23 protein-coding genes and 1 tRNA gene are annotated in these 24741 nt (G+C 41.6%); 13 read left to right on the forward strand and 11 right to left on the reverse strand.

Annotated features, from left to right (window positions below):
* Positions 1 to 213: 213 nt before the first annotated feature.
* Both A3EO_RS0103835 and proC read right to left on the reverse strand, forming a co-directional pair.
* Positions 214 to 1386, reverse strand: coding sequence for a 3-phenylpropionate MFS transporter (locus tag A3EO_RS0103835; protein WP_026210990.1), 1173 nt, complete (start codon positions 1384 to 1386; stop codon positions 214 to 216).
* Positions 1386 to 2201: a pyrroline-5-carboxylate reductase gene (proC, locus tag A3EO_RS0103840; protein ID WP_018346086.1), complete on the reverse strand. Its 816-nt coding sequence runs from the start codon at positions 2199 to 2201 to the stop codon at positions 1386 to 1388. Before proC ends, A3EO_RS0103835 begins: the two co-directional genes overlap by 1 nt.
* 78 nt (positions 2202 to 2279) lie before the next feature.
* Here proC and rdgC point away from each other — a divergent pair, with 78 nt between their 5' ends.
* From rdgC to ygfZ, 5 genes are all read left to right on the forward strand, one after another.
* A complete protein-coding gene (gene rdgC, locus A3EO_RS0103845) occupies positions 2280 to 3188 on the forward strand; it encodes a recombination-associated protein RdgC (RefSeq protein WP_018346087.1) in 909 nt (302 codons plus the stop codon).
* A 199-nt stretch (positions 3189 to 3387) separates the two neighbouring features.
* Positions 3388 to 5544 carry a polyribonucleotide nucleotidyltransferase gene (pnp, locus tag A3EO_RS0103850; protein ID WP_018346088.1) on the forward strand — a complete coding sequence of 719 codons (2157 nt, stop codon included), beginning with the start codon at positions 3388 to 3390 and terminating at the stop codon, positions 5542 to 5544.
* Between the two features lie 86 nt (positions 5545 to 5630).
* Positions 5631 to 6551 carry a lipoprotein NlpI gene (gene nlpI, locus A3EO_RS0103855; protein ID WP_018346089.1) on the forward strand — a complete coding sequence of 307 codons (921 nt, stop codon included), beginning with the start codon at positions 5631 to 5633 and terminating at the stop codon, positions 6549 to 6551.
* A 36-nt stretch (positions 6552 to 6587) separates the two neighbouring features.
* The gene (locus A3EO_RS0103860; protein ID WP_018346090.1) at positions 6588 to 8375 is read left to right on the forward strand and encodes a DEAD/DEAH box helicase; all 1788 of its coding nucleotides are present in this window, start codon (positions 6588 to 6590) and stop codon (positions 8373 to 8375) included.
* A 51-nt stretch (positions 8376 to 8426) separates the two neighbouring features.
* Positions 8427 to 9317: a CAF17-like 4Fe-4S cluster assembly/insertion protein YgfZ gene (gene ygfZ, locus A3EO_RS0103865; protein ID WP_018346091.1), complete on the forward strand. Its 891-nt coding sequence runs from the start codon at positions 8427 to 8429 to the stop codon at positions 9315 to 9317.
* A gap of 34 nt (positions 9318 to 9351) precedes the next feature.
* Here the strand turns inward: ygfZ and A3EO_RS0103870 are convergent, their stop codons facing one another.
* Positions 9352 to 10212 (reverse strand): YicC/YloC family endoribonuclease, encoded by an 861-nt coding sequence (locus A3EO_RS0103870; RefSeq protein ID WP_018346092.1) that lies wholly within the window; start codon positions 10210 to 10212, stop codon positions 9352 to 9354.
* A 23-nt stretch (positions 10213 to 10235) separates the two neighbouring features.
* Complete coding sequence (gene pssA, locus A3EO_RS0103875) at positions 10236 to 11594, reverse strand: CDP-diacylglycerol--serine O-phosphatidyltransferase (RefSeq protein WP_026210992.1); 1359 nt, start codon at positions 11592 to 11594, stop codon at positions 10236 to 10238.
* 143 nt (positions 11595 to 11737) lie between these two features.
* On the opposite strand from pssA, the gene A3EO_RS0103880 reads away from it, so the two are divergent.
* The gene (locus tag A3EO_RS0103880; RefSeq protein WP_018346094.1) at positions 11738 to 12811 is read left to right on the forward strand and encodes a TrmH family RNA methyltransferase; all 1074 of its coding nucleotides are present in this window, start codon (positions 11738 to 11740) and stop codon (positions 12809 to 12811) included.
* Positions 12812 to 12903: 92 nt separating this feature from the next.
* Here the strand turns inward: A3EO_RS0103880 and dnaE are convergent, their stop codons facing one another.
* From dnaE to A3EO_RS0103915, 7 genes are all read right to left on the reverse strand, one after another.
* Entirely contained in the window at positions 12904 to 16377 is a 3474-nt protein-coding gene (dnaE, locus tag A3EO_RS0103885) for a DNA polymerase III subunit alpha (protein WP_026210993.1), read from the reverse strand.
* A 79-nt stretch (positions 16378 to 16456) separates the two neighbouring features.
* On the reverse strand, positions 16457 to 16711 hold the full coding sequence (locus A3EO_RS0103890; protein ID WP_013746230.1) for a BolA family protein: 255 nt from the start codon (positions 16709 to 16711) through the stop codon (positions 16457 to 16459).
* Between the two features lie 9 nt (positions 16712 to 16720).
* Entirely contained in the window at positions 16721 to 17062 is a 342-nt protein-coding gene (locus A3EO_RS0103895) for an STAS domain-containing protein (RefSeq protein WP_018346096.1), read from the reverse strand.
* Between the two features lie 25 nt (positions 17063 to 17087).
* Positions 17088 to 17708, reverse strand: coding sequence for a phospholipid-binding protein MlaC (gene mlaC, locus A3EO_RS0103900; protein WP_371128164.1), 621 nt, complete (start codon positions 17706 to 17708; stop codon positions 17088 to 17090).
* A gap of 46 nt (positions 17709 to 17754) precedes the next feature.
* The gene (mlaD, locus tag A3EO_RS0103905; RefSeq protein WP_013746233.1) at positions 17755 to 18264 is read right to left on the reverse strand and encodes an outer membrane lipid asymmetry maintenance protein MlaD; all 510 of its coding nucleotides are present in this window, start codon (positions 18262 to 18264) and stop codon (positions 17755 to 17757) included.
* Positions 18265 to 18280: 16 nt separating this feature from the next.
* Entirely contained in the window at positions 18281 to 19066 is a 786-nt protein-coding gene (mlaE, locus tag A3EO_RS0103910) for a lipid asymmetry maintenance ABC transporter permease subunit MlaE (RefSeq protein ID WP_018346098.1), read from the reverse strand.
* A complete protein-coding gene (locus A3EO_RS0103915) occupies positions 19063 to 19857 on the reverse strand; it encodes an ATP-binding cassette domain-containing protein (RefSeq protein WP_018346099.1) in 795 nt (264 codons plus the stop codon). The genes mlaE and A3EO_RS0103915 overlap by 4 nt, the downstream gene beginning before the upstream one ends.
* 136 nt (positions 19858 to 19993) lie before the next feature.
* Between A3EO_RS0103915 and lptC the strand changes: the two genes are divergently transcribed.
* From lptC to A3EO_RS0103950, 7 genes are all read left to right on the forward strand, one after another.
* A complete protein-coding gene (gene lptC, locus A3EO_RS0103920; RefSeq protein WP_018346100.1) occupies positions 19994 to 20548 on the forward strand; it encodes an LPS export ABC transporter periplasmic protein LptC in 555 nt (184 codons plus the stop codon).
* Positions 20529 to 21047, forward strand: a complete 519-nt coding sequence (gene lptA / locus A3EO_RS0103925) for a lipopolysaccharide transport periplasmic protein LptA (protein ID WP_013746237.1) — start codon at positions 20529 to 20531, stop codon at positions 21045 to 21047. Before lptC ends, lptA begins: the two co-directional genes overlap by 20 nt.
* Before the next feature lie 9 nt (positions 21048 to 21056).
* Entirely contained in the window at positions 21057 to 21782 is a 726-nt protein-coding gene (gene lptB, locus A3EO_RS0103930) for an LPS export ABC transporter ATP-binding protein (RefSeq protein ID WP_018346101.1), read from the forward strand.
* A gap of 14 nt (positions 21783 to 21796) precedes the next feature.
* Positions 21797 to 22312, forward strand: a complete 516-nt coding sequence (gene ptsN / locus A3EO_RS0103935) for a PTS IIA-like nitrogen regulatory protein PtsN (RefSeq protein ID WP_018346102.1) — start codon at positions 21797 to 21799, stop codon at positions 22310 to 22312.
* Positions 22313 to 22344: 32 nt separating this feature from the next.
* Positions 22345 to 23214, forward strand: coding sequence for an RNase adapter RapZ (gene rapZ / locus A3EO_RS0103940; protein WP_018346103.1), 870 nt, complete (start codon positions 22345 to 22347; stop codon positions 23212 to 23214).
* 14 nt (positions 23215 to 23228) lie between these two features.
* Positions 23229 to 23305, forward strand: a tRNA-Arg gene (locus A3EO_RS0103945).
* 210 nt (positions 23306 to 23515) lie between these two features.
* Complete coding sequence (locus A3EO_RS0103950) at positions 23516 to 24727, forward strand: tyrosine-type recombinase/integrase (protein ID WP_018346104.1); 1212 nt, start codon at positions 23516 to 23518, stop codon at positions 24725 to 24727.
* The last annotated feature ends 14 nt before the right edge of the window (positions 24728 to 24741 follow it).

The following is a 24741-nucleotide window of genomic DNA, read 5'->3' on the forward strand; positions in this document are numbered from 1 at the left end:
TCAAAATCGATGGCTTTCGCGACTTTACGGACAAGGTGGTCTTTTGGAACGAGTTGTTCGAGACTTATCATCTCGATTTCATATTGGAGTGAGGGTGTATTTTTGAGCATAGGCATTTCCTTTTTTCGATATGCCTATTAGATCAAACCTCTAGAGGTATGTCTAGAGGTTTGTCAGCAGTCTGAGGATAGTGTTTGACACTATCCTTTTTATTTATCCCCGAATTTCAGTGACCTTTCCGCAGTTTGTTTTCGGTAAAAACAGTAATGCCGATAAGGCAAAAGCAGCCATTGTCCAGAAGGCGAAAGTCGGGTTGTAGCTGTAAATAACGCCGGATAGTGCGGTTAACAGTGCGACAGCGATACAGTTGCTGATGCCGTTATATAACGCCTGTAACTTAGCGATATGTGAATCGGGTTGGGCAGAAATATAGCGAACAGTGGCAAAGTGGCTGACGGCATAAGTGAGTGCGTGAAATAGCTGCAATAAGGTCAACAATGCTAAATTGTCTAATACTGGAAATGCTGCCCAGCGGAGAGTTGCAGCAATGATGCTCAATGTAAATAATGCGGTAATGTTCCAATGTTTAAACAGTTTGGACGCAAAAAAGAATAAAATCACTTCTGCTACCACAGAAATGCCCCACAATAGGCTGGTCGTTTTCAGATCGATTCCTTGCGAAACCCAATAGAGCGTGCTGTAGGCATAATAAGCACCGTGAGATCCCTGAATTAATGAGATGGCGATCAATAACCGGCGAGTGTTAGCTTCGGATAATAATTGACGATAACTAATACTTTCCGCTTGGGCGGCTTGCGGATTAGAAACTGGCAATGTTGCCGGGGTCGGTAACTGGTATAAAATATAGACAACCAATAAAGCTAAAATAACCCAAATAATCGCGGGGTCGCCAAGATAGCTGATTAACGCCCCGAAAACCACCACTCCGATGACGAACCCTAGCGAACCGATTAAACGCACTCTGCCGTAATCCAAGCCGATTTGTCGATTCCAAATGCCGGCAAGACTATCCTGCAGCGGCATTCCGGCACCGTTAAATAGACTGAATAAAGCAAATAGCACAAAAATCAGTAAAAAAGAGTGCCAATACCACGAACTAATGCCAATCATTAAAATCACTAAAGCAGAGGCAAACGCCAAATTGCGTAACATTGCCGGCAGATAAGCGGTATCTTTAATTTTGCCGGAAAAGAAAATACCGCCCAAGAAACGGAATATGTAGGCAGAAGCCAGCAAAAGGGCGATATTTTCATCACTGTAAGATTGTGATTGTAACCACACCGGAATAAGCGGCACGAACACGCCATAAGCGCAGAAATAACCTAGATAATTGAGGATGAGCCAATAATTTGATTTCAGTTTAATCAAAATAATTTCTCCATCTCTTCCGCACGTGCCACCGCCGCTTGCATTGCTTGTGTAATCGTCTGTTCCAGCTGATGTTGTTGGAACACATTAATCGCCGCCGCAGTGGTACCGCCCTTAGAAGTCACTTGCTGACGCAACGTTTCTAAGGATAAATCCGGATTTTTAATGACCATTTGCGCTGCACCCAATGCGGTTTGTTGCACTAACAAACGTGATTGCTGTTCATCCAATCCCATTGCCATCGCCGTTTTTTGCATCGCTTCCATAAAGAGGAAAAAATAAGCCGGGCTACTGGCGGAAGCGGCAATAATGGTATTAATATCGGCTTCGGTTTCTACCCAACAGCTTTGTCCAATCGCATTGAAAAGTGCGGTGGCGTACTGCTTAAATTCTGCAGTGACATTCGGATTGGCATATAAACCGGACATTCCTTCGCCGATCAAAGCCGGTGTGTTCGGCATAACACGCACAATTTGTTTAGCGGAAGGCAGATAACGTTGCAATGTGTCTACGCTGATGCCGGCTGCGATAGAAATCAACCATTTCTGTTGTAAATCGTATTGTTGAAATGCTTGGCAGGTTTGTTGCATATTTTGTGGTTTAACCGCCAACACAATCACTTCGGCAAATTCAATCGCGCTGGTGGATACTGCTGTGGTTAATATGCCTTTTTCGGCAAATGCTTGACGTTTGTTTTCGTTATGATCGCAAATCATAATGTGATCTGCTTGATAGCCTTTCGCTAATAATCCCAATGCAATGGCACGTGCCATATTGCCGCCGCCGATAAAGGCGATCTTTTTCTGTTGCATAAGATTTTCTCCATAAATCACGGTACAATAGCGGCTATTGTACCCGACAGCTATGAAGATAACTATAAGGAAACAGCGATGTTTTGGTTTAAGAATGTTTTAGTTTACCGTTTAACAAAAAAATTGGACTGGTCGACAGAAAACTTACAGCAGAGTTTAGCATTACAGCAATTTTTCCCTTGCGGCGCAGGTGATAGAACAAAATTAGGTTGGCAAGCGCCGTTGGCAGAGAGTGAAATGTTTCATTTTGAAGTAAGCGGACAGATCTTATTAGTGGCACATAAAGAAGAGAAAATGTTGCCGAGCAATGTGGTTAAAGAAACATTGGAAAACCGAATTAAAGAGATTGAAGCAGCCCAGCAACGTAAATTGAAAAAGACAGAGAAACAATCCTTAAAAGATGATGTGATTGCCACATTATTGCCACGCGCGTTCAGTCGTCATCAGCGTACCGCATTATGGATCGATACCCAAAATGATTTAATTTATGTTGATGCCGCCTCAAGCAAGCGTGCGGAAGATGTGTTGGCATTATTGCGTAAGTCGCTCGGTTCTTTGCCGGTAGTGCCGTTTTCGTTTGCAGAACCGTTATTTGCGACAATGACTAACTGGTTATTGACCGATAGCCTGCCTGAATGGCTTTCTTGCTTGGAAGAGGCGGAATTTAAAGATTTGGATACAGGTTCAACGCTACGTTGTAAAAATCAAGACCTCTATGAACAAGATATTCAGGGACACCTTTCTGCCGGTAAGGTTGTAACTAAATTGGCATTGGAATGGGAAGATCATTTTAGTTTTATTTTTAATGAGGATGCTTCATTGAAACGCGTAAAATTTGCGGATGTGGTGCGTGAAAAAAATGATGACATTTTGAAAGAGAATGTGGCACAGCGTTTTGATGCCGATTTTGTTTTAATGACAGGCGAATTATCCCTGTTTATGCAAAAAATGCTGGAATTATTAGGCGAGAAAAAGTTGGGAGAATAAGCATTCTCAAGAAAATAACAATGCGTCTGTTTTAAAATCACGCTATAATAGCGCACTTTGTAATACCTCGTTTTGTGTGCGGCTAACAAAAATGTTTTTTGCCGGTAGTATTTTTGATTAAAGGAAAATATTTTTGCTAGTCGCAAACGGGTCATTACAAATGTCATTAACTTAACATTATTTATAAGAGGATAAAATTGTGACTCCATTTGTGAAACAATTTAAATACGGACAACATACCGTAACATTAGAAACCGGTGCGATGGCGCGTCAAGCGACTGCAGCGGTGATGGCAAGTATGGATGATACTTGTGTATTCGTTACTGTGGTGGCGAAAAAAGAGGTAAAAGAAGGGCAAGACTTCTTCCCATTAACCGTTAATTATCAGGAACGTAGTTATGCCGCCGGTCGTATCCCGGGCGGCTTCTTTAAGCGTGAAGGTCGTCCTTCAGAAGGGGAAACCTTAATCGCGCGCTTGATTGACCGTCCGATTCGTCCGTTATTCCCGGAAGGTTTCTTGAACGAAATTCAGATTATTGCGACCGTAGTGTCCGTTAATCCACAAATTAGCCCGGATTTAGTGGCAATGATCGGTGCGTCTGCGGCTCTTTCTTTATCCGGTGTGCCGTTTAATGGCCCAATCGGTGCGGCACGTGTTGGTTTTATTAATGATCAATTTGTACTTAATCCGACAATGTCCGAACAAAAACAGAGCCGTTTGGATTTAGTGGTTGCCGGTACGGATAAAGCGGTATTAATGGTTGAATCTGAAGCGGATATTCTTACCGAAGAACAGATGTTGGCGGCGGTTGTTTTTGGTCATCAACAACAACAAGTTGTAATCGAAGCCATCAAAGAGTTTGCTGCAGAAGCGGGTAAACCACGTTGGGATTGGCAAGCGCCGGCTAAAAACGAAGCTTTAATCAACCGTATCAAAGAACTTTCCGAAGCACGTTTAGGTGAGGCTTATCGTATCACTGAAAAACAGGCACGTTATGAACAGATTGATGCGATTAAAGCGGATGTTTGTGCCACCGTTTTAGCAGAAAACAGCGAAGATGAAAGCATTACTGAAGGTAAAATCATCGATATTATCCACGAATTGGAAAGTCGTGTTGTGCGCAGCCGTATTTTAGCCGGTGAGCCGCGTATTGATGGTCGTACCGTTGATACTGTGCGTGCATTGGATATTTGCACCGGCGTGTTGCCTCGTACCCACGGTTCCGCTATTTTCACGCGTGGCGAAACACAATCTTTAGCAGTTACCACATTAGGTACAGAACGTGATGCACAAATTATTGATGAGTTAACCGGTGAAAGAACAGATCATTTCTTGTTCCACTACAATTTCCCACCGTATTCTGTAGGTGAAACCGGTTTAATTGGCTCACCGAAGCGTCGTGAAATCGGTCACGGACGTTTAGCAAAACGTGGTGTGGCAGCGGTAATGCCGACTTTGGAAGAGTTTCCTTATGTGGTGCGTGTGGTGTCTGAAATCACAGAATCAAACGGCTCTTCTTCAATGGCATCTGTTTGTGGTGCGTCTTTATCATTGATGGATGCCGGTGTGCCGATTAAAGCGGCGGTTGCCGGTATTGCAATGGGCTTGGTGAAAGAAGAGGATAAATTTGTCGTGTTGTCCGATATTCTCGGTGATGAGGATCACCTTGGTGATATGGACTTCAAAGTTGCCGGTACTCGCACAGGGGTAACTGCATTACAAATGGATATTAAGATTGAAGGAATTACACCTGAAATTATGCAGATTGCGCTTAATCAAGCAAAAAGTGCAAGAATGCATATCCTTAATGTGATGGAACAGGCGATTCAAACACCACGTGCTGATATTTCTGATTTTGCGCCTCGTATTCATACAATGAAGATTGATCCGAAGAAAATTAAAGATGTGATCGGAAAAGGTGGTGCGGTAATTCGTAGTTTGACCGAAGAAACCGGCACCTCAATCGATATTGATGATGATGGTACAGTGAAAATTGCCGCAACTGATAACAATGCGGCGAAAGCAGTAATGTCCAGAATCGAAGACATTGTCGCTGAAGTGGAAGTGAATAAAATCTACCAAGGCAAAGTGACTCGTATCGTTGATTTTGGTGCATTTGTTGCGGTGTTGGGCAACAAAGAAGGGTTGGTTCATATCTCACAAATTTCTGATGAGCGTGTAGAGAAAGTCAGTGATTATCTACAAGTTGGTCAGGAAGTGATGGTGAAAGTGGTTGAAATCGATCGTCAAGGACGTATTCGTTTGACAATGAAAGATCTTCAACCTAAAGCAGTGAATGAAGCTGAAACAACAAATGAAAACAGCGTAATTGAAGATCATTCAATAGACGCGTAAGATATAAGCAATGACGAATAACACCGTGGTTTTGCCACGGTGTTTTTGCCGAAAGTGTTGGGCTTAGTGCTAGTTAAGGCAGTGTTATGTGTCGATTGCAGAGAAGAGTTTGTTCATTTTTCTATTTTCCATTTTTTTCATTATGCTTTTTATTGGTGGGGTGTTCGAGTTCACCATTAAGTGTTTTGGGAACGGATTCACAATTAATATTTTCTGACACCAAACCGCAGGAACATATTGATCAGGAAGTAGTTATTGCCAAACTTAGTCAAGTGCTGCAATTAGAAAAAATGAACCGAGAGGATCGTGCCGCATTCTATTTTGAACGTGGTGTTTTATACGATAGTCTTGGTCTTTGGACATTGTCCAGATTTGATTTCGCGCAAGCGATTCAACTCAAACCAACAATGGCGGATGCTTATAATTATTTAGGGATTTATGCCCTAGTTGAGGGCGATTACGATGCAGCGATTGATTATTTTAATGCAGTGCTGACGCTCGATCCTCATTACAGTTATGCTTTCTTTAATCGTGGGTTAAGTTACTATTACTCTAACCGTTTTGCACCAGCGGAAGATGATTTAATTAAATTTTATCAAGAAGATACGACTAATCCATATCGCATACTTTGGTTATATTTCAATGAATTAAATCAGGATACTGATATGGCATTTTCTCGTTTGAAACAGCGTGCAAATAAACTTTCCAATCAATATTGGGGAACGAATATTGTACAGTATTATTTAATGCAAATTTCTTTATCTGAATTACAACAACGGATGAAGCAATATGCAGGGAAATCTTCCTCACAATATTCTGAAGTTTTAACGGAAACTTATTTTTACTTGGCAAAACAGCAATTAATGCAAAATCATCAACAGGATGCGATTACGCTATTTAAATTAGCAATGGTGAATCAAGTTTATAGCTTTGTAGAATATCGTTTTTCATTGTTAGAACTCTTGCGTTTAAGTGAAACTAAAGCCCCAGCACAAAGTAAGCCATAATATTATTAAAACGAAAATTTATACTTTGGTATTTACATGACAGAACAAACAATGACTTTTGCAGATTTAGGTCTGCCGGAAAACCTTTTATCTGCAATTTCAGACCTAGGTTTTATTAATCCTTCACCAATTCAGCAAGCGTGTATTCCACACTTATTAAATGGTGAAGATGTGCTTGGTATGGCACAAACAGGTAGTGGCAAAACAGCCGCGTTTGCATTGCCGTTATTAAGCAAAATCGATCTTGATAAAAAATATCCGCAACTTTTAGTGATGGCACCGACAAGAGAATTGGCTATCCAAGTGGCGGATGCGTGCGAACAGTTTGCGAAAAATTTAAAAGGCATCAATATTGTTACCGTTTATGGCGGTCAACGTTATGATATTCAATTGCGTGCATTAAAACAGGGTGCGCAAGTGGTTGTCGGCACACCGGGACGCATTTTGGATCATATTCGTCGCAAAACCTTGGATTTAAGTGCTTTGAAAGCCATTGTGCTTGATGAAGCCGATGAAATGTTACGAATGGGCTTTATTGAAGACGTTGAAACCGTGATGGCGGAATTGCCGGAATCGCACCAGACAGCCCTATTTTCAGCGACAATGCCTGAACCAATTCGTCGTATTACTCGCCGTTTTATGCGTGAACCTCAAGAAATCAAAATTCAATCGACACAACAAACTGCACCGGATATCACACAATCTTTTTGGTTTGTGAATGGCTTCAAAAAGAGTGAAGCGCTAGTGCGTTTCCTTGAAGTGGAAGAGTTTGATGCTGCAATTGTTTTTACGCGCACTAAAACCGGCACCACCGAAGTGACTGATCTGCTTGAACGTAACGGTTTTCGTTGTGCGGCACTCAATGGCGATATGACACAACAGCTGCGTGAACAAACACTGGATAAATTAAGAAACGGTCGTTTGGATATTGTGGTAGCAACGGATGTGGCAGCACGTGGTATTGATATTGATCGTATCAGTTTAGTGGTGAATTATGATATTCCGCTTGATCCTGAATCTTATGTGCATCGTATTGGGCGTACCGGTCGCGCCGGACGTGCCGGACGTGCGCTGTTGTTCGTTGAAGCGAGAGAGAAACGGTTGTTACGCAACATTGAACGTTTGATGAAGAAAACGGTTGATGAGGTGCAGATCCCGAACCACGAGCAGTTACAACAAGTTAGACGTGATAAATTCCGTCAGCGGATTACAGCACAGTTGGAGCATCACGATCTCGATCAATATCGTAGTCTATTGGAAGATATATTTGCGGCGGATCAATCACAGGAAGATATTGCCGCGGCAATGATGATGTTATTGCAAGGTAAACAGAAATTAATCCTGCCGCCAGATCCGGAAATTAAACCGGCACGTCGTGAGAACAGACGAGATCGTGCTGATCGGGAGCGTAGAGAAAATCCACGTTCGGCAGAGCGTCGTGGGGTAAGAAATGAATTGCCGATGGATCTTTATCGTATTGAAGTCGGTCGTGCCGATGGCGTAGAAGTTGGTCATATTGTCGGTGCGATTGCGAATGAGGGCAATATCAGCAGTCGTTATATCGGTCATATTAAATTGTATGATCATTATGCAACAGTGGAGTTACCGGTAGAAATGCCGAAACCTTTGTTGCAACATTTCCAACGTACTTATGTTGTTGGCAAACCAATGAAAATGTCTTTATTGGAAATGGCGAAAAATAGCGATGAAGGCAAACATTCGCCACGTAAAAAAGGGCGTGAGGGAGAATCTTTTACCAAGAGATCGCATTCCGGTAAAGAACGGAAATTTAAAGAAAATCGCAAAAAATTTGCGCGTCATTAATGAAGAATGGGCTTGTGTTGCAAGCCCTATTTTTAGGCTGAGGAGCGAAAAATGTCCAGTTTAAATAATATCAACGGGTTGGCAGCCAAATTGAATAATTATTGCGTCATTGAGATCAATGGTGTAGACAGCCAAACTTTTTTACAGGGGCAATTAACTTGTGATGTCGTCAAGATGAGCGCAAACAGCTCGACCTTAGCGGCGCATTGTGATCCGAAAGGTAAGGTGATTTCTTTATTCCGATTAATAAAATTTTCCGCAGAGCAATTTTGGTTTGTGTTTGACAACAGTTTGTTGCCGCTGGCATTACAGCAGTTAAAAAAATATGCGGTTTTTTCTAAAGTTACTTTTGTTGAGAAAAATTTGCACATTGCCGCCTTTAGTGAAGATTGTCTGCCGAATGATTTAATCACTGATGCAGAAGTCACTACAACAGCAGATAAAACATTAGTACGTGTTAATGCAGAGAATGATTTTTACCTGTTATTCAGTGAGAGCGAGCAAGTACAGTCGGAACAGGCAGAACAGTGGAAATGGCTGAATATCGTTAATGGTGAGCCGTTATTTACCGCAACGGCACAAGGGGAATTTATTCCGCAAGCATTAAATTTACAACATTTGGAACAGGCAATTTCGTTCACTAAAGGTTGTTATATTGGTCAAGAAACCATTGCGCGTGCTAAGTATCGTGGCGCAAATAAGTTGGCGATGTTTACCTTGGTGGCGGATGAGATTGAGGCGGTTGAAATCGGTTCCAGCGTGCAAATGGCGTTGGAAAACGGTTGGCGAAAAACAGGCACAATCATTAATTTTGCCCATTATCAACAGCAAACGTGGCTACAAGTGGTGTTGAATAAAGACGTACCGCCGGAAACACCGTTCCGTTTAGCAGAAGATGGCGCGGTTTACCAGCTATTGGAAAACAGATTTGAAGAGCAGTAAAATTTAAAGGCAGATCAAATGATCTGCCTTTTGCTTATTCGATATTTTGCACCTGCTCACGCATCTGTTCAATTAACACTTTCAATGTGACCGCAGCGTTGGTGATTTCGGTATTAATTGACTTGGATGCCAACGTGTTGGATTCTCGATTCAGCTCCTGCATCATAAAATCTAAACGGCGACCGACAACACCACCTTTGTTGATAATGTTGTTGGTTTCTTTGATGTGCATTTCCAAACGATCCAATTCTTCGGCAACGTCAATACGTTGTGCCAGCAAAATCATCTCCTGTTCCAAGCGGCTAGGTTCAAGCTGTAATTGCACCTCTTCAAAACGTTGTAATAAGCGTTCACGCTGCCATTGCAGCACTTCCGGCATTTTATTACGAACGAATGTCACTTCAGTGGCAATTGCTTGTAAACGAGTGCTAATCGCTTGCGCCAACTTTTCCCCTTCTCGTGCACGCATTGCAATAAAATCATCCAATAATGCATTGAAACCGGCAAGCAGCTCCTGATTAAGCTCATCGACATCAACGCCGGCATCTTCCACTACACCCGGATAACGTAGAATATCAATCGGATTAATTTGACCGTCATTTAATTCGGTTTTAATCCAATGCAAAGCCTCCATTACTTGGCGAGCAAACGTTTGATTAAGGTTTAATCCGGATTTTGCCTGATTTAATTCAATGCGCAAACTGCATTCGATTTTACCGCGTGATAAGCGTTGTCTTAATGTTTCTCGCAGTGTATTTTCTAACGCTCTGAACTGCTCGGGTAAACGAAAAAAAGTTTCCAGATAACGTTGATTAACAGAACGAATCTCCCAAACTGCACAGCCCCATTCTGCTTGGATTTCGTGGCGTGCAAATGCTGTCATACTATAAATCATTCATTACTTCTCTTATGGTGAAACTATAAAATCATCTTAACCAAATGATCTGCTTTAATCCGCTCAAAACGGCGCAAGATTTTTTGTACCGGCGCCGGATAATCGCTTGGTTTATCCAATTGTTGATAGCTATTAAGAATGGTAGTGTAAGTGCGTATTTCCGCCAATTCGGTGCAGGTTTGAGCAGTCAGCTTGTGATCCAAATCTTGAATCAGTAAACCGTTTTCTGCATCCAAACGCCAAGCACGCGGATTTAAATTATTACCAGTAAGCAAAATGTAATTGTCATCAACCCAAACGCCTTTAAGGTGATAACTGTTTTCACCGTCTTTCCATAGGCGGATAGTCAGCTGCTTATTATCAATAAATTCGGTGAACTTCCGCGCAAATTGGCGTAAGTTTTTCTCATAAAGATAAGGCAATGCCCCTGCCATTTTGAACGGTTCGGATGGCGGAATGTAGAAATCGTTCGCAGTTTTGTCTCCAACGATGATTTCAATTTTTTTGCCTTCGTGCAGCAAAGTGCGGATGCGTTGTTGTAATGAACGCGGAAAGTTGAAATAAGGTGTGCAAATCGTTAATTTTTGCTGAGTTACTACAAATAAGGCTTCAATCACTTTATTCAACAGATTGTTTTTACCCAGTCCGAACAGTGGTGTAACGGTGAATCTGCCGTCTTCAAGATGTTGTTTGGTACGGCAATGATATTTACCGGTTAAAATCAAATTTCTACGGAAAGAACGAATCGCAGGGCGTAACTCTTTGGTTGGTTTTCGCGCTTGATCAAGGCGATTTACCGCACAAATATCATTTAAATTTTGTTGGATAAATTCAACCAGACAGTCGGCTAATTGTGGATTGGTAATTTTTTGATAACGGTCGTAGCGATAACGATCCAGTTGATGCAAGTAGACATTGTTAATGCTTGCACCGCTATAAAGCACGGTATCATCAAAGATAAAACCTTTAATGTGCAACACGCCGAAAATCTCACGGGTGTTGATCGGCACCCCATAAACAATGACATCATCAAAACCGTATTTCTGACGCATTGCCGCATACCAATCGGCATTGCTGCTTTGTTGATTTTCACCGATGCGTCCACGTTGTGCACGATGCCAATCGACAAAAATTTTAATATCTAACTGCGGGTGGTTCTGTTTTGCTTGATAAACGGCCTCAAGAATCTCTTGCCCCGCCTCATCTTTTTCCCAATAAAGTGCGGTAATGTAAATGCGTTTTTTAGCCTGGCTGATAAGTTCCAGTATTTGCTGTTTAAATGCTTTGGAAGATAGGATAATTTCAACCTGTTGCGCTTCCAGTGTATACGCAGGCAAACGAGCTAATCTTCTTTTCGCACGATCTAATCTTGATAGTAACATAATATAATTATGGTTATGCGCAGCCATTATGACGTTGCGCTTTTCTATAAAATGCCTAAGTTTACAATTATTTGTTAAGACTTCTCAACTGTTTCAGTTATAATGGGCGAAATTTTCCTATTATCCAACCTGAAAATAATCCAATGAATAAAAAACCAGTTTTCCAAGAAAATAAATTCCGTTTTTCCGATAACAATCGCCGTCAGGATCGCACCGAACGTGATCAGAAAGGCAAATCACGTTTTTCAGATAAGCCACGTTTCGGCGATAAAAAACAGGATCGTTTCAATGACGACAAGCGATCAGGCTTTTCGGATCAAAATAAATTCCGCCAACCACGTGAACCACGTTCTATTTGGGGAGATAAACAGCAGATTACCGCACATAAAGCAGGTACGCTTGGCGAGGGAAGTGTAACGGTAACGATTAAATCCAATGTGCCACAACAAAAAGTGAAAAAGAAAGGTGCGTTATCGCCACGTGCACCGGAAAATATCCGCCAAAATCGTGCCGAAGAAGTGAAAGTTTATGGCGAAGCGGCGTGTTTTGCCTTATTTGAACATCGTCCACAAGATATTGTGCGCTTATGGGTCACGCAGGAATTAACGAAAAAAGCCGGCGAAATGATGAGCTATTTAGCAGAAAATAAAAAGGCTTATCACGTGGTGAAAGGGGACGAATTGCAGCTTGTCAGTGGTACGGAGCATCACGGCGGCATCTGTTTATTAGTGAAAAAACGTCCGCCGTTAATGCTGAAAAGTTATTTAGAAACGCCTAGAAAACGAGATTGTATTGTCGTATTGGATGGCATCGGCAATGCAGCGAATATTGGCGGTGTCTTGAAAACATTGGCATTTTATGGCGTACAGAATGTGGTAACAGATAAGATTGATACAGTACAAAGCCCGGCAGCAATGCGTGTTGCTGAAGGTGGTATCGAATATTTACGTTTATTTGAAGTCGCACATCCGACATTAGCGTTAGATTTGTTAAAACAGGCAGGTTATCAACTGATACGCGCCAGTTTATCCAAACAGGCGATTGCACTAAACAAATTAGAGTTACAGGACAAAGTGGCAATTGTGTTGTCGGAAAATACGCTTAAGGATCTCGATCCTGAAGTCACCAATGTGGCACTATCAACAACCAATCCGCTTGCAACCGGATTAAATGTGGCAGTGACCGCAGGCGTATTATTGTCTAAATGGTATTTCTAGCGTTGTCGACATAAACGCTAAAAGTTTTGTTATAAAAATCCGCACCTTGATGAGTTGGAATTGAGAACAGCCTTTAAGATGCGGATTATTTTTTAGTCAAACTCCAACTCAACCTGTTCTTCACCGACAAAAGCGGTTAAATCGGAAATCAGATCATCGTGCGGTGTAATACGCCATTCAATGCCTAAAGTCAGCATTGCCCGACCTTTCGGGCTGTCATAATAGATATGAATCGGAATGGTGCCTTGTGCATAAGGGGTTAATATCTGTTTAAAGCGGTCGATAAAGTCGTTATTTAACTGCTCCTGTTTAATCGCAATCGCTAAACTTTTTACTACACGCTGGCGGATTTCTTCCAGTGTATTGATCTCTCTGGCAATCATTCGGATGCCGCCGGTGAAGTCATCCGGAATAACTGATCCGCTAACGATAACAATATGATCTTTATGGATTTTTTCTTCAAATTGATCCAATGCATCGGAGAACAGCGTAATATCCATTCTGGCGGAGCGGTCATCCAAGGTAAGAATACCTAAGCGATTACCACGTTTCGTGACCAATGAACGGAAATTAACCACCAAGCCGGAAACCGTGCAGCTTTCGCCGCGGCGAGTGACGCTCACTTCGGATAAACGGTTACTGTAGTGAGATAACTCTTTTAAATAACGGCTGATAGGATGGCTGCTTAAATATAAGCCCAAGGTTTCCTGTTCGCCGTCCAATACCATTTTTTCTGTCCATTTAGGGGTATTGGCATAGGCTTGCTCTACCTGTTTCGGTGAACTTGCCAATACGCCGAACATATCGGTTTGACCCAACGCTTCATCTTTGGCGTGTTGATCCGAAGCCTTGAGGGCATCTTCCAAATTTAAGGCAATCGCCGCGCGGTGAGGCCCAAGTTTATCTAAGGCACCGGCTTTGATCAGATTATCAAAAGTACGGCGGTTAATTTTGCGTAAATCGACTCTGGCGCAAAGATCAAACAGATCACGGAACAGGCCGCCTGATGTTCTGGCTTCAATAATATTTTCCACCGGCGCTTCGCCTACACCTTTAATTGCCCCTAAGCCATAAACGATTTCCCCTTTTTCATTTACGCTGAAGCCGTATTTGCCGGTATTAATATCAGGTGGTACGACTTTTAGCCCCATCCGTAAGCTTTCATCATAGAAATTGACGATTTTTTCCACTTTGTCCATTTCCGACGTCATTACCGCTGCCATAAATTCGGCTGGGAAGTGTGCTTTTAGCCAAAGTGTTTGATAGGAAACCAACGCATAGGCGGCGGAGTGTGATTTGTTGAAACCGTAACCGGCGAATTTTTCCACCAAATCGAAGATTTTCATTGCCAATTCACCGTCAACGCCGTTTTTAATTGCGCCCTCTTTGAAGACAGAACGTTGTTTTGCCATCTCTTCCGGTTTCTTTTTCCCCATTGCACGACGTAACAAATCCGCGCCGCCCAAAGTGTAACCGGCAAGAACCTGTGCAATTTGCATCACCTGTTCTTGATATAAAATAATGCCGTAGGTCGGGTCTAAAATCGGTTTAAGCGATTGATGTTGATATTCGGCATCAGGATAGGAAATTTCCTCTTCACCGTGTTTACGACGAATAAAGTTGTCTACCATTCCGGATTGTAATGGGCCCGGACGGAATAACGCCACCAATGCGATGATGTCTTCAAAACAGTCCGGTTTTAAACGTCGGATGAGGTCTTTCATCCCACGAGATTCAAGCTGGAAGACCGCTGTTGTTTGTGCATCCAACAGCAATTTAAAGGATTTTTCATCATCCAACGGAATATGATGAATATCGATTTCCGGTTTCCCCTCACGGCGCATACGTTCATTAATCATATCAACCGCCCATTGGATAATAGTGAGCGTGCGTAAGCCTAGGAAGTCGAATTTCACCAAGCCGGCATATTCGACATCGCTTTTATCAAAATGGGTAACCGGGTGTTTCCCTTCGGAATCACAATAAATCGGCGAAAAGTCGGTAATTTTACTTGGTGAAATCACCACGCCACCGGCGTGTTTACCGGCATTTCGGGTAATTCCCTCCAATTTCCGCCCCATATCGATCAGCTCTTTAACCTCTTCATCGCTGTTGTAGGCCTCAACTAATTTCGGTTCGGCATCAAATGCTTTTTGTAAAGTCATACCGGGATCAGGCGGAATCAGTTTTGCAATGCGATCGACAAAACCATACGGGTGACCAAGCACACGTCCGACATCTCGAATTACTGCTTTTGCCGCCATAGTACCGAAAGTGATAATTTGCGATACAGCATCTCGTCCATACATCTGTGCCACGTGTTCAATCACGCGGTCGCGACCGTCCATACAGAAATCGACATCGAAATCGGGCATTGAAACACGTTCCGGATTTAAGAAACGCTCAAAGAGCAGATCAAATTGCAGCGGATCAAGATCGGTAATCCGAATGGAATAAGCCACTAAAGAACCGGCACCTGAACCTCGTCCCGGCCCAACCGGAATATTGTTATCTTTTGACCATTGGATAAATTCCATCACGATTAGAAAGTAACCGGGGAAGCCCATTTGGTTGATCACTTTGAGTTCGGTTTCCAAGCGTTCATCATATTTAGCTCGTTTTTGTTGGCGTTCCTGTTCATCGGGGAAAAGCACTGCCAAACGTTGTTCCAAACCGGTTTTTGCTTGCTGAATTAAATAGTCTTCAGTGCTTAAATCGCCGGTCGGGAATTGCGGTAGAAAATATTGACCTAAGCGAATGGTGACATTACAACGTTGCGCAATATAAACGCTGTTTTCGAGTGCCTGTGGCAGATCGGCGAACAGCTCGCACATCTCCTGTTCGCTACGAAAATATTGTTGTGGGCTATATTTTTTCGGACGATTCGGATCATCCAACGTATAACCGTCGTGAATAGCGACACGGATTTCGTGAGCCTCAAAATCCTCTTCGCAAAGAAACATTACATCATTGGTCGCCACCAGCGGAATTAGGTGCTGTTCCGCTAAGTTGACTGCCAGTTGCAGATAATGCTCTTCATCGTTACGACCTGTGCGGCTGATAGCAAGATAAAAATGATCTGGAAAATAGCGTTGATAAAAGGCTAAACAGTTTTCGGCGGCATTTTGATTGCCTCTGATGAGAAACTTGCCGACATCGCCGTCTTTACCGCCGGAAAGAATAATGATGCCTTCGGCGTGCTCAATCAGCCATTCGCGGTCGATCATCGGATATTCACGATAACCTCGTTGATAGGCACGGGAAAGCAGTAAAGTGATATTTTGATAGCCAGCGTTATTTTTGGCGAGCAACGTTAAACTGAACGGCTCGTCCGCAAGCTCTTCGCTATTGACTAAAACATCTGCACCGACAATTGGCTTGATACCTTTGCCTAAAGTGGCACCATAAAACTTCACCAAACCACAGAAGTTGGTGAAATCGGTTAATGCCATTGCCACCATCTGTTGCTTTGCACACTCATCCACCAATGTTTTTACTTTGGGTAAACCATCAATCATTGAGAAGTCGCTATGAACGCGCAAATGAACAAATTTCGGTGCTGACATAATTTTTCCTAAAGGCTGTTTCACATTAGAAAAGGTGCGAATTAACGCACCTTTCTGCATACATTAAAGAGAGATATTATTATAGATTAAAAAAGAGTTTTTCACGTTTCCATTTATCAACGGTGAAAGTTTTGATGGTTAATGCGTGAATGGCATTGCTGGCGAGATGATCCATTAATGGCGCATAAATCATCTGCTGTTGTTTGACGCGTGAGAGATCGGCAAACTTGTCGCTAACTGCAATTACATCGTAATGTGCATTTTCGCCGCGCACATAAACTTCATCTAAATCAAGAGCTTGTTTCAATAATTGTTCAATTTCTTTTGGATCCATAAATGTTCTCTACTTGTTGATTAAATAGTGATGTAACCATTGGTCTAATGAAAATAGGGCAGCCAGATTTTTGCATTGTTCCGGTAGATTAATTAATCGCACTTTTTCAGCCGGATTCAATAGCAATAATTCGGTCAGTAAAGCAAATCCGGCAGAATCAATATGGCTGATTTGTTGTAAATCCCACACCAGCTGTTGGCAACTTTGCAAATCGGCATTCGCTTTCAAGCTGAATTGCTGACGTTGTTGCCATAATTGCGGCACGGTTTCACGATTCAATATGCCGTTTAAAGTGACAACGGCTTGTTGTTCGACCTGCTCCAGCTGCCAGATTAAATTATCATCGCTCATCAAAAATTCCTTAATGACTGCAATTTTATTTTTTATCTAAAGTGACCGGCATACTTGCTGATTTTGCGATCTGTGCGGTGAGTGCTTCAATGCCCTGTTTACGTAGGACACCACTCCACTCATTTTTCTTGGTTTCAACCATACTCACGCCTTCAGCTGCCATATCGTAAGCTTGCCATTGATTGGTTTTACTGTTTTTACGCCATTTGAAATCCAATTTAATCGGCGCTGCACCGTTGTTCTGTTCAACGGTCACACGAATATTGACAATATTTTTGCCGTCAACCGCTTTTTCAGGCTCAATGGTGACTTTTTGTCCGTTATAAAAAGTCAAAACCTGTGCATAAGATTGTTCAATAAAGTTGCCGAAAGCCGTGAAAAATTGCTCACGTTGTTCCGGTGTGGCGGTTTTGAAGTAATTGCCTAACACTAATGAGCCGGCATATTTAACGTGCACATAAGGCATTAAATCCTGTTTTACAATAGTGCGTAAATAGTTTGGATTTTGCTTAATTTTGCTCTGATTCTGCGTAATATCGGCAAAAAGTTTATCGGATGCCTGATGCATTAATTGATAAGGATTCTGTTCGGCATTGGCAAGCAAACTGGCCAACATTAAGGCGATGGCGATAAACGGCAAAGCCATTTTTTTGAGATAGCGTTGTAACATCTTTGTTCTCCTTTAAGCTAATTTATTCTTTATTAGTTTCGTTTGATTCTGTGGCGGCATCATTGGATTTTTTATCGCCATAGATAAATTGCCCGATTAAATCTTCCAGCACCATTGCTGATTTGGTATCAACGATTTTGCTACCATCTTTCAACATTGGGGTTTCACCATCATCAAAACCGATATTTAAAGCAATATATTGTTCGCCTAATAAACCGGCGGTTTTGATCGATAATGAACTGTTATCCGGAATTTGATTGTATTGCTGATCAATCACCAGCGTTACTTTCGGCAAATAGGTGGTCGGATCCAATTCAATTTTGCTGACACGACCGACAACGACGCCGCCAATTTTCACCGGTGCTCTCACTTTCAGACCGCCTATATTATCAAAAGTTGCCTCTACGCGGTATGTTTGCGATTCACTAAAGTTTTGAATATTGGCAACTTTCAACCCAAGGAAAACTAAGGCGGCAATGCCTAATAATAAAAAGAGCCCAACCCAAAATTCATATTTCATTGCGTTTTTCATAAATTATCCTTTTTGCTTAATTTCCGCCGAACATTAATGCCGTTAAAATAAAATCTAATGCCAATACCACTAAAGAGGCTTGTACTACGGTTTTGGTGGTGGCTTGACTGATACCTTCCGACGTCGGCAAGGCATTGTAGCCGTTAAACAATGCGATCCAAACTACACTGAGCGCAAAGCATAAACTTTTAATGATGCCGTTACCGATGTCTTTGCCCCAAACAACGGAACTTTGCATTACCGACCAGAAACTGCCGCCGTCAACGCCTTTCCAATCAACACCGACCAAAGATCCGCCCCAGATGCCGACAGCAGTAAAAATTAAGGCAAGTAACGGCATCGCAATCATTCCTGCCCAAAAGCGCGGTGCAATCACGCGTCTGAGCGGATTAACCGCCATCATTTCCAGACCGGAAAGCTGTTCTGTCGCTTTCATTAAACCGATTTCTGCTGTCAGCGCAGAACCGGCACGACCGGCAAACAGCAATGCGGTTACCACCGGTCCAAGTTCACGCAACAGCGATAAGGCAACCAGTTGCCCTAAACTGGTTTCAGCAGAAAAATCGACCAAAATGACATAACCTTGTAAACCAAGCACCATTCCGATAAAAAGACCGGAAAGCACAATAATCAGCAAGGATTGCACACCTAACACATATAACTGTTTGACGACTAAAGGAAAATTTTTTCTAAATTGAGGAACGCCGACTAATGCGCCATAAAGCATTAAGGCGGATTTCCCCAAAGTGCGCAACCAATGCACGCCACGTTTCCCTAGCCGCTCAATAATCGTGATTTTCACTGGAATAATTCCTCTTCATAGTTTTTCGCCGGATAGTGGAATTTGACCGGACCGTCTGCCTGTCCGGATAAAAATTGAACCACACGCGGATCTTGACTTTGCCGTAGTTGTTGTGGCGTGCCTTCCGCAATAATTTTTTGTTCAGCCACGATATAAGCATAATCGGCAATACTTAAAACTTCGGTGACATCGTGTGAAATGACGATAGATGTCAGATTCAAGGTTTGATTTAATTTTTTGATTAAATCAACAATCACGCCCATACTGATGGGATCTTGCCCGGTAAAGGGCTCGTCATACATAATTAAATCCGGATCCAATGCAATCGCACGTGCCAATGCAGCACGGCGTGCCATTCCGCCTGATAATTCATTAGGCATTAAATCTGCTGCGCCACGTAAGCCGACAGTTTCCAATTTCATTAACACCATTTTGCGAATAATGCTTTCCGGCAGTTTGGTATGTTCGCGAATAGGAAAAGCCACATTCTCAAAGGTGGTTATATCGGTAAATAACGCACTTGACTGGAACAACATTCCCATCCGTTCCCGCACCTTATAAAGGGCTTTGCTGGATAAATTACAAATATCTTGACCATCAAACAGAATTTGACCTTGCTCCGGAATTAATTGACCGCCGATGAGTTTCAATAAAGTCGTTTTACCAATTCCGGAAGGCCCCATAATCGCGGTGATTTTGCCCTGTTCGATCTTTAAATTCAGACCGTTATAAATCGTTCTTTCACCGCGTTTGAAAATGAGATCTTTCACTTCGATAAGAATATCTTGCATCTGTTTTGCCTTATGTTCTTGATCGTAAAGCCGCTATTTTAACAGAAGAAAGCGTTTTGTTGAAAAATAACTCATTAATAACGATTTTATGCTATTATTTTGCGGCTAAAATTTTACTGAAAAAGGTATTTTGTTTATGTCCATTCGTTGGAATATTTTACTTGCAGTGATTGTGTTTGCTTTGTTGGCGTGGCTCTATTCATTACAGCAGAATGATATGCCGACTTTAGTGAAAGATGATTCCGCACCGGAATATATCGCCAAACAGATGACAACAACAGTGTTCGGTCCGACCGGCTCAATTCAATATCAGGCGCAATCCAGTAATGTCGATTATTTTAATAATGATAAGACCGTATTCAGTCAGCCGATTCTGTATGTTTATGATGAAAATCAGATAAAAACTTGGCGTTTACAGGCGGATACCGCCACATTGACGGATAAGGATAAATTGACTTTGCGGGGCAATGTGAAATTGCAAAGTTTAGTTGAAACTTCAAAGTTGCAGACGATTGATGCAGAGCGGGCGTTTGTCAATTTAACGACACAGGATATAACATCTGATACAATGGTGACCTTGACCGGGCTGAATTTTACCAGTCAAGGAAAAGCATTGGATGGCAATTTGAGAAAAGAATCCGCAACATTAAAAGAACAGGTTAAAACATATTATGAAATCCAAAAAAATTAATTTTGCTTTTGCGTTACTCGCTTTATTTGTCAGCTATTCGGCAAATGCGTTGACCGGTGATTCCGAACAACCGATTAACATCGAGTCGGATAATCAATCGTTAGATTTAACCAATAATGTTGTGACTTTCAATACCAATGTGGTGATTACGCAAGGCAGTGTCAAAATTAATGCCGATAAAGTGGTGATTACACGCCCGAACGAGAAAGAGAAAGCCGATAATAAAAAAGAGACGGTGGATGCTTACGGTAAACCGGTGAAATTCCAACAGAAATTGGATAACGGCAAAATGGTTTACGGCAATGCAGACAAAGTCCATTATGATTTAGGCAAAGAGTTTTTAACGCTTATCGATAATGCGCAGTTGAAGCAGGAAGACAGCCGTATTAATGGCGATATCATCACTTATGATGTGAAAAAACAACAGTTGAAAGCGAATGGTAACGGTAATTCTCGTGTGAAAACCATTTTGATTCCAAACCAATTAAAATCAAATTAGAGCATATTTATGTCAGTTTTATCTGCTGAACAGTTAAGTAAAAGTTATAAAGGTCGTCCGGTGGTTAATGGTGTCAGTTTAACGATTAATTCCGGTGAAATTGTTGGATTGCTTGGGCCGAACGGTGCCGGTAAAACAACAACTTTTTATATGGTGGTGGGGTTGATTAGTCACGATCAAGGTAAGATCACTATTGATAATCAGGATATTAGTCGCCTGCCGATGCATCAGCGTGCCAAACAAGGGATCGGGTATTTGCCACAAGAAGCTTCGATTTTTCGTCGTTTATCCGTGTATGATAATTTGATGGCAGTGCTGGAAATTCGTAAGGATTTAAGTAAAGAACAGCGAGTCGAGGAATTGGAACGTTTGTTGGAAGAGTTTCATATTACCCATATTAAAGACAATATCGGTCAATCATTATCCGGAGGTGAACGCCGTCGGGTTGAGATTGCGCGTGCATTGGCAGCAAATCCGAAATTTATTTTGCTGGATGAGCCTTTTGCCGGGGTTGACCCGATTTCCGTATTGGATATTAAAAATATTATCAAAGGGTTGCGTGATCGTGGTTTGGGGGTGCTGATCACCGACCACAATGTGCGTGAAACCTTGGATGTTTGCGAACGTGCTTATATTGTGAGCGCAGGCACGATGATTGCCGATGGCACGCCGCAGCAGGTGTTGGCGGATGAGCACGTCAAACGCGTTTATCTGGGCGAACATTTTAAACTGTAACAAGTGGCTGAAATATGAAAATCACTGATTTTTTACAACCGCAAAATATTCGTACCGGTTTGCTCTGTTCAAGTAAGAAGCGAGCATTCGAGCTGATTTGCAGTTTAATCTCACCACAAACGGAAGAGAGCGAAATCACCTGTTTTGAAGCGTTGTTTAATCGAGAAAAAATGGGCAATACCGGCATCAATAACGGCATTGCCATTCCGCACGCAAAATTAGCGGTGGGTGATAAACCGGTGGCAGTGTTTTTGCAGTTGGATACACCAATAAAATATGAATCAGCCGATCATCGTGATGTTGATTTAATCTTCGCTATTCTGATTCCGGAAACCTGTTGTTCAAGCTGTTCGGCATTATTGCCTTATTTAGCGGAATGTTTTTCAGATAAGAATCTGTGTAAGCAATTACGTTTGGCAAAAAATCCTGAAGAAGTATGGTCTATTTTTGTTGCTTTTGATCATTCGGAACATCAGGATAATCAGGCGGAACAGGTGGAAGAAACCAAGGAAAGTGAGCAAACTAGATAAATAGCTTTTCGTTGAGTGTGGGGGATCGATTTATGGAACTTGTGATTATTAGCGGTCGTTCTGGGGCAGGGAAATCCGTTGCATTAAAAGCGCTTGAGGATATCGGTTATTACTGTATTGATAATTTGCCATTGTTTCTTATTCCCCAATTAATTGAGAAATTAGGCAGTGGACAGCAGACAGTTGCGATTAGTGTTGATATTCGTAATATTCCGCTGGATGCAAAGGAACTGGAATCGATTTTGGAACAACTGCCGCACTCCTGTAATACGAAAATTATCTATCTTGATGCAGATCGTAACAGTTTGATTCGCCGTTATAGTGATACACGCCGTTTACATCCATTGTCTAAAGAGAATCTCTCGTTGGAAGGATCGATTGATTTGGAAAAAGAGCGGCTTGAGCCATTGTTCCAACACGCTAATTTTATTATTGATACTACCAACCTTTCCACTCACCAGTTGGCGGAAAAATTACGGGAATTTGTACGTGGTAATGCCGACAAAGAGTTACAAATTATTATTAAATCTTTTGGTTTTAAATATGGCATTCCACAGGATGCGGATTATATTTTTGATGTTCGATTTTTACCGAATCCGCATTGGGAACCGAAATTGCGCCCTTTAACTGGTTTGGATCAACCGATAATCAATTTTCTACGTCAATATGATGTGGTACGTGAATTTATTTATTCTACCTGTAATTATATTGAAACTTGGTTGCCTTTATTGGAACAGAATAACCGTAGTTATTTGACGATTTGTATTGGTTGTACTGGTGGCAAACATCGTTCTGTTTATATTGCACAACAATTAGCAGAATACTTTAAAGCGAAAGGAAAAAATATTAAAATTCAGCACAACTCCTTGATTCGTCAAGAACATAAAAACAGTACAAATTAACTCCTCAATTTTGCGAATGTGTAGCTCAGCTGGATAGAGCAATCCCCTCCTAAGGGATAGGTCGGCGGTTCGAACCCGCCCACGTTCGCCATTTTTAGGTTTTCTAACGTTCGCCAACGTTCTTTAGTGCTGCTAAATCTTTTTAAAAACAAGTATTTATCTTCTTTTTATGTGTTTTAGCGGTTTTTTATGATTGCTTATAAATTTGTTTTTTAACTCCCCATTTAACTCCCCACGTTAGATGGATAATTTTTGGGGAGTTAAATTTCCGTTATCTTTCATAAAAAAGAGGCTAAAGACGATGAGCAGAATAGTAAAACCATTAACCAATACCGCTATTCAAAACTTAAAACCAACAAATAAAGAGTACACAAAATCAGACGGAAACGGGCTTTATATAAGAGTTCGTTCAAATGGATCTAAATATTGGTATTTTTCCTATAAGTTTTTAAATCGTTCAAGAAAGATCAGTTTGGGTGAATATCCGTTTTTATCTTTAGCGGCAGCTAGAGAGTTGGCACAGACCTATAAAAGCCTTTTATTGAGAAATATTGATCCGGTTGAATATTTGCAGGAACAGAAAAATAAATTGTTGTATGAAAACATTACATTGTCGGAAATGGCGAAAAAATGGAAGGATAAGAGAATAAGTCAAAAGAAATTTAAAATAGAAACTATTAACGAAGCCTATAGGCGAATTGAGATCCATATTTTGCCGGTTATTGGCAATGTACCGATAAAGGACGTGTCAATATCTTCTGTTATGCCGGCGTTGGAAGCATTAAAGAATACTAATACACTTTATAAAATTAATGTTTCGTTAAGGCAAATATTGCAGATGGCAGAGGATGAAGATTTGATTAATAAAAATCCTTTGCGTAGATTGCACGAAGAATTTAACTATATTCCTCCAGAACACCAGCCCACAATAGCTCCGCATAAATTACCCAGTTTATTTAGAGCGTTGAATAATGCCAATATTCAACGCCCTACAGCATTGTTGATTGAATGGCAATTATTAACAATGTTACGACCGGCGGAAGCGGTCAGTGTTGAATGGTCAGAGATAGATTTTGAAAATGATGCGGTTCATATTCCAGCTGAAAAAATGAAAGGTAGGAAGCGAGCGCATAGCGTTCCGTTATCTAAGCAGGCACTTTATATTTTAAAGCAGATGAGGCAATTTACAGGCAATAGAAAACATATATTTGCTAGCTATTCCTCACCTTATGACAAGCCAATGAGCACGCAGTCCGCAAATGTAGCGTTAAAAAGGATGGGATTTAAAGGGATATTGGTTTCGCACGGCTTGCGGTCGATTGCTAGTACTTATTTGCACGAGTTGGATCGATTTTCTTCAGAAGCGATAGAATTGTGTTTGGCGCACGAGAACAAAGGGAAGGTTCGCGCGGCATATGATAGATCCAGAAAATGGAAAGCGAGAAAAGAGATAATGCAAGAGTGGGGGGATTATGTGGAAGGTTGCAAAATTGAAGCTATTAAAGCGTTATAGCTGATTTTATAGGG

The organism is Gallibacterium anatis DSM 16844 = F 149, from assembly GCF_000379785.1.
In the GTDB taxonomy this organism is placed as follows: Bacteria; Pseudomonadota; Gammaproteobacteria; order Enterobacterales; family Pasteurellaceae; genus Gallibacterium; species Gallibacterium anatis.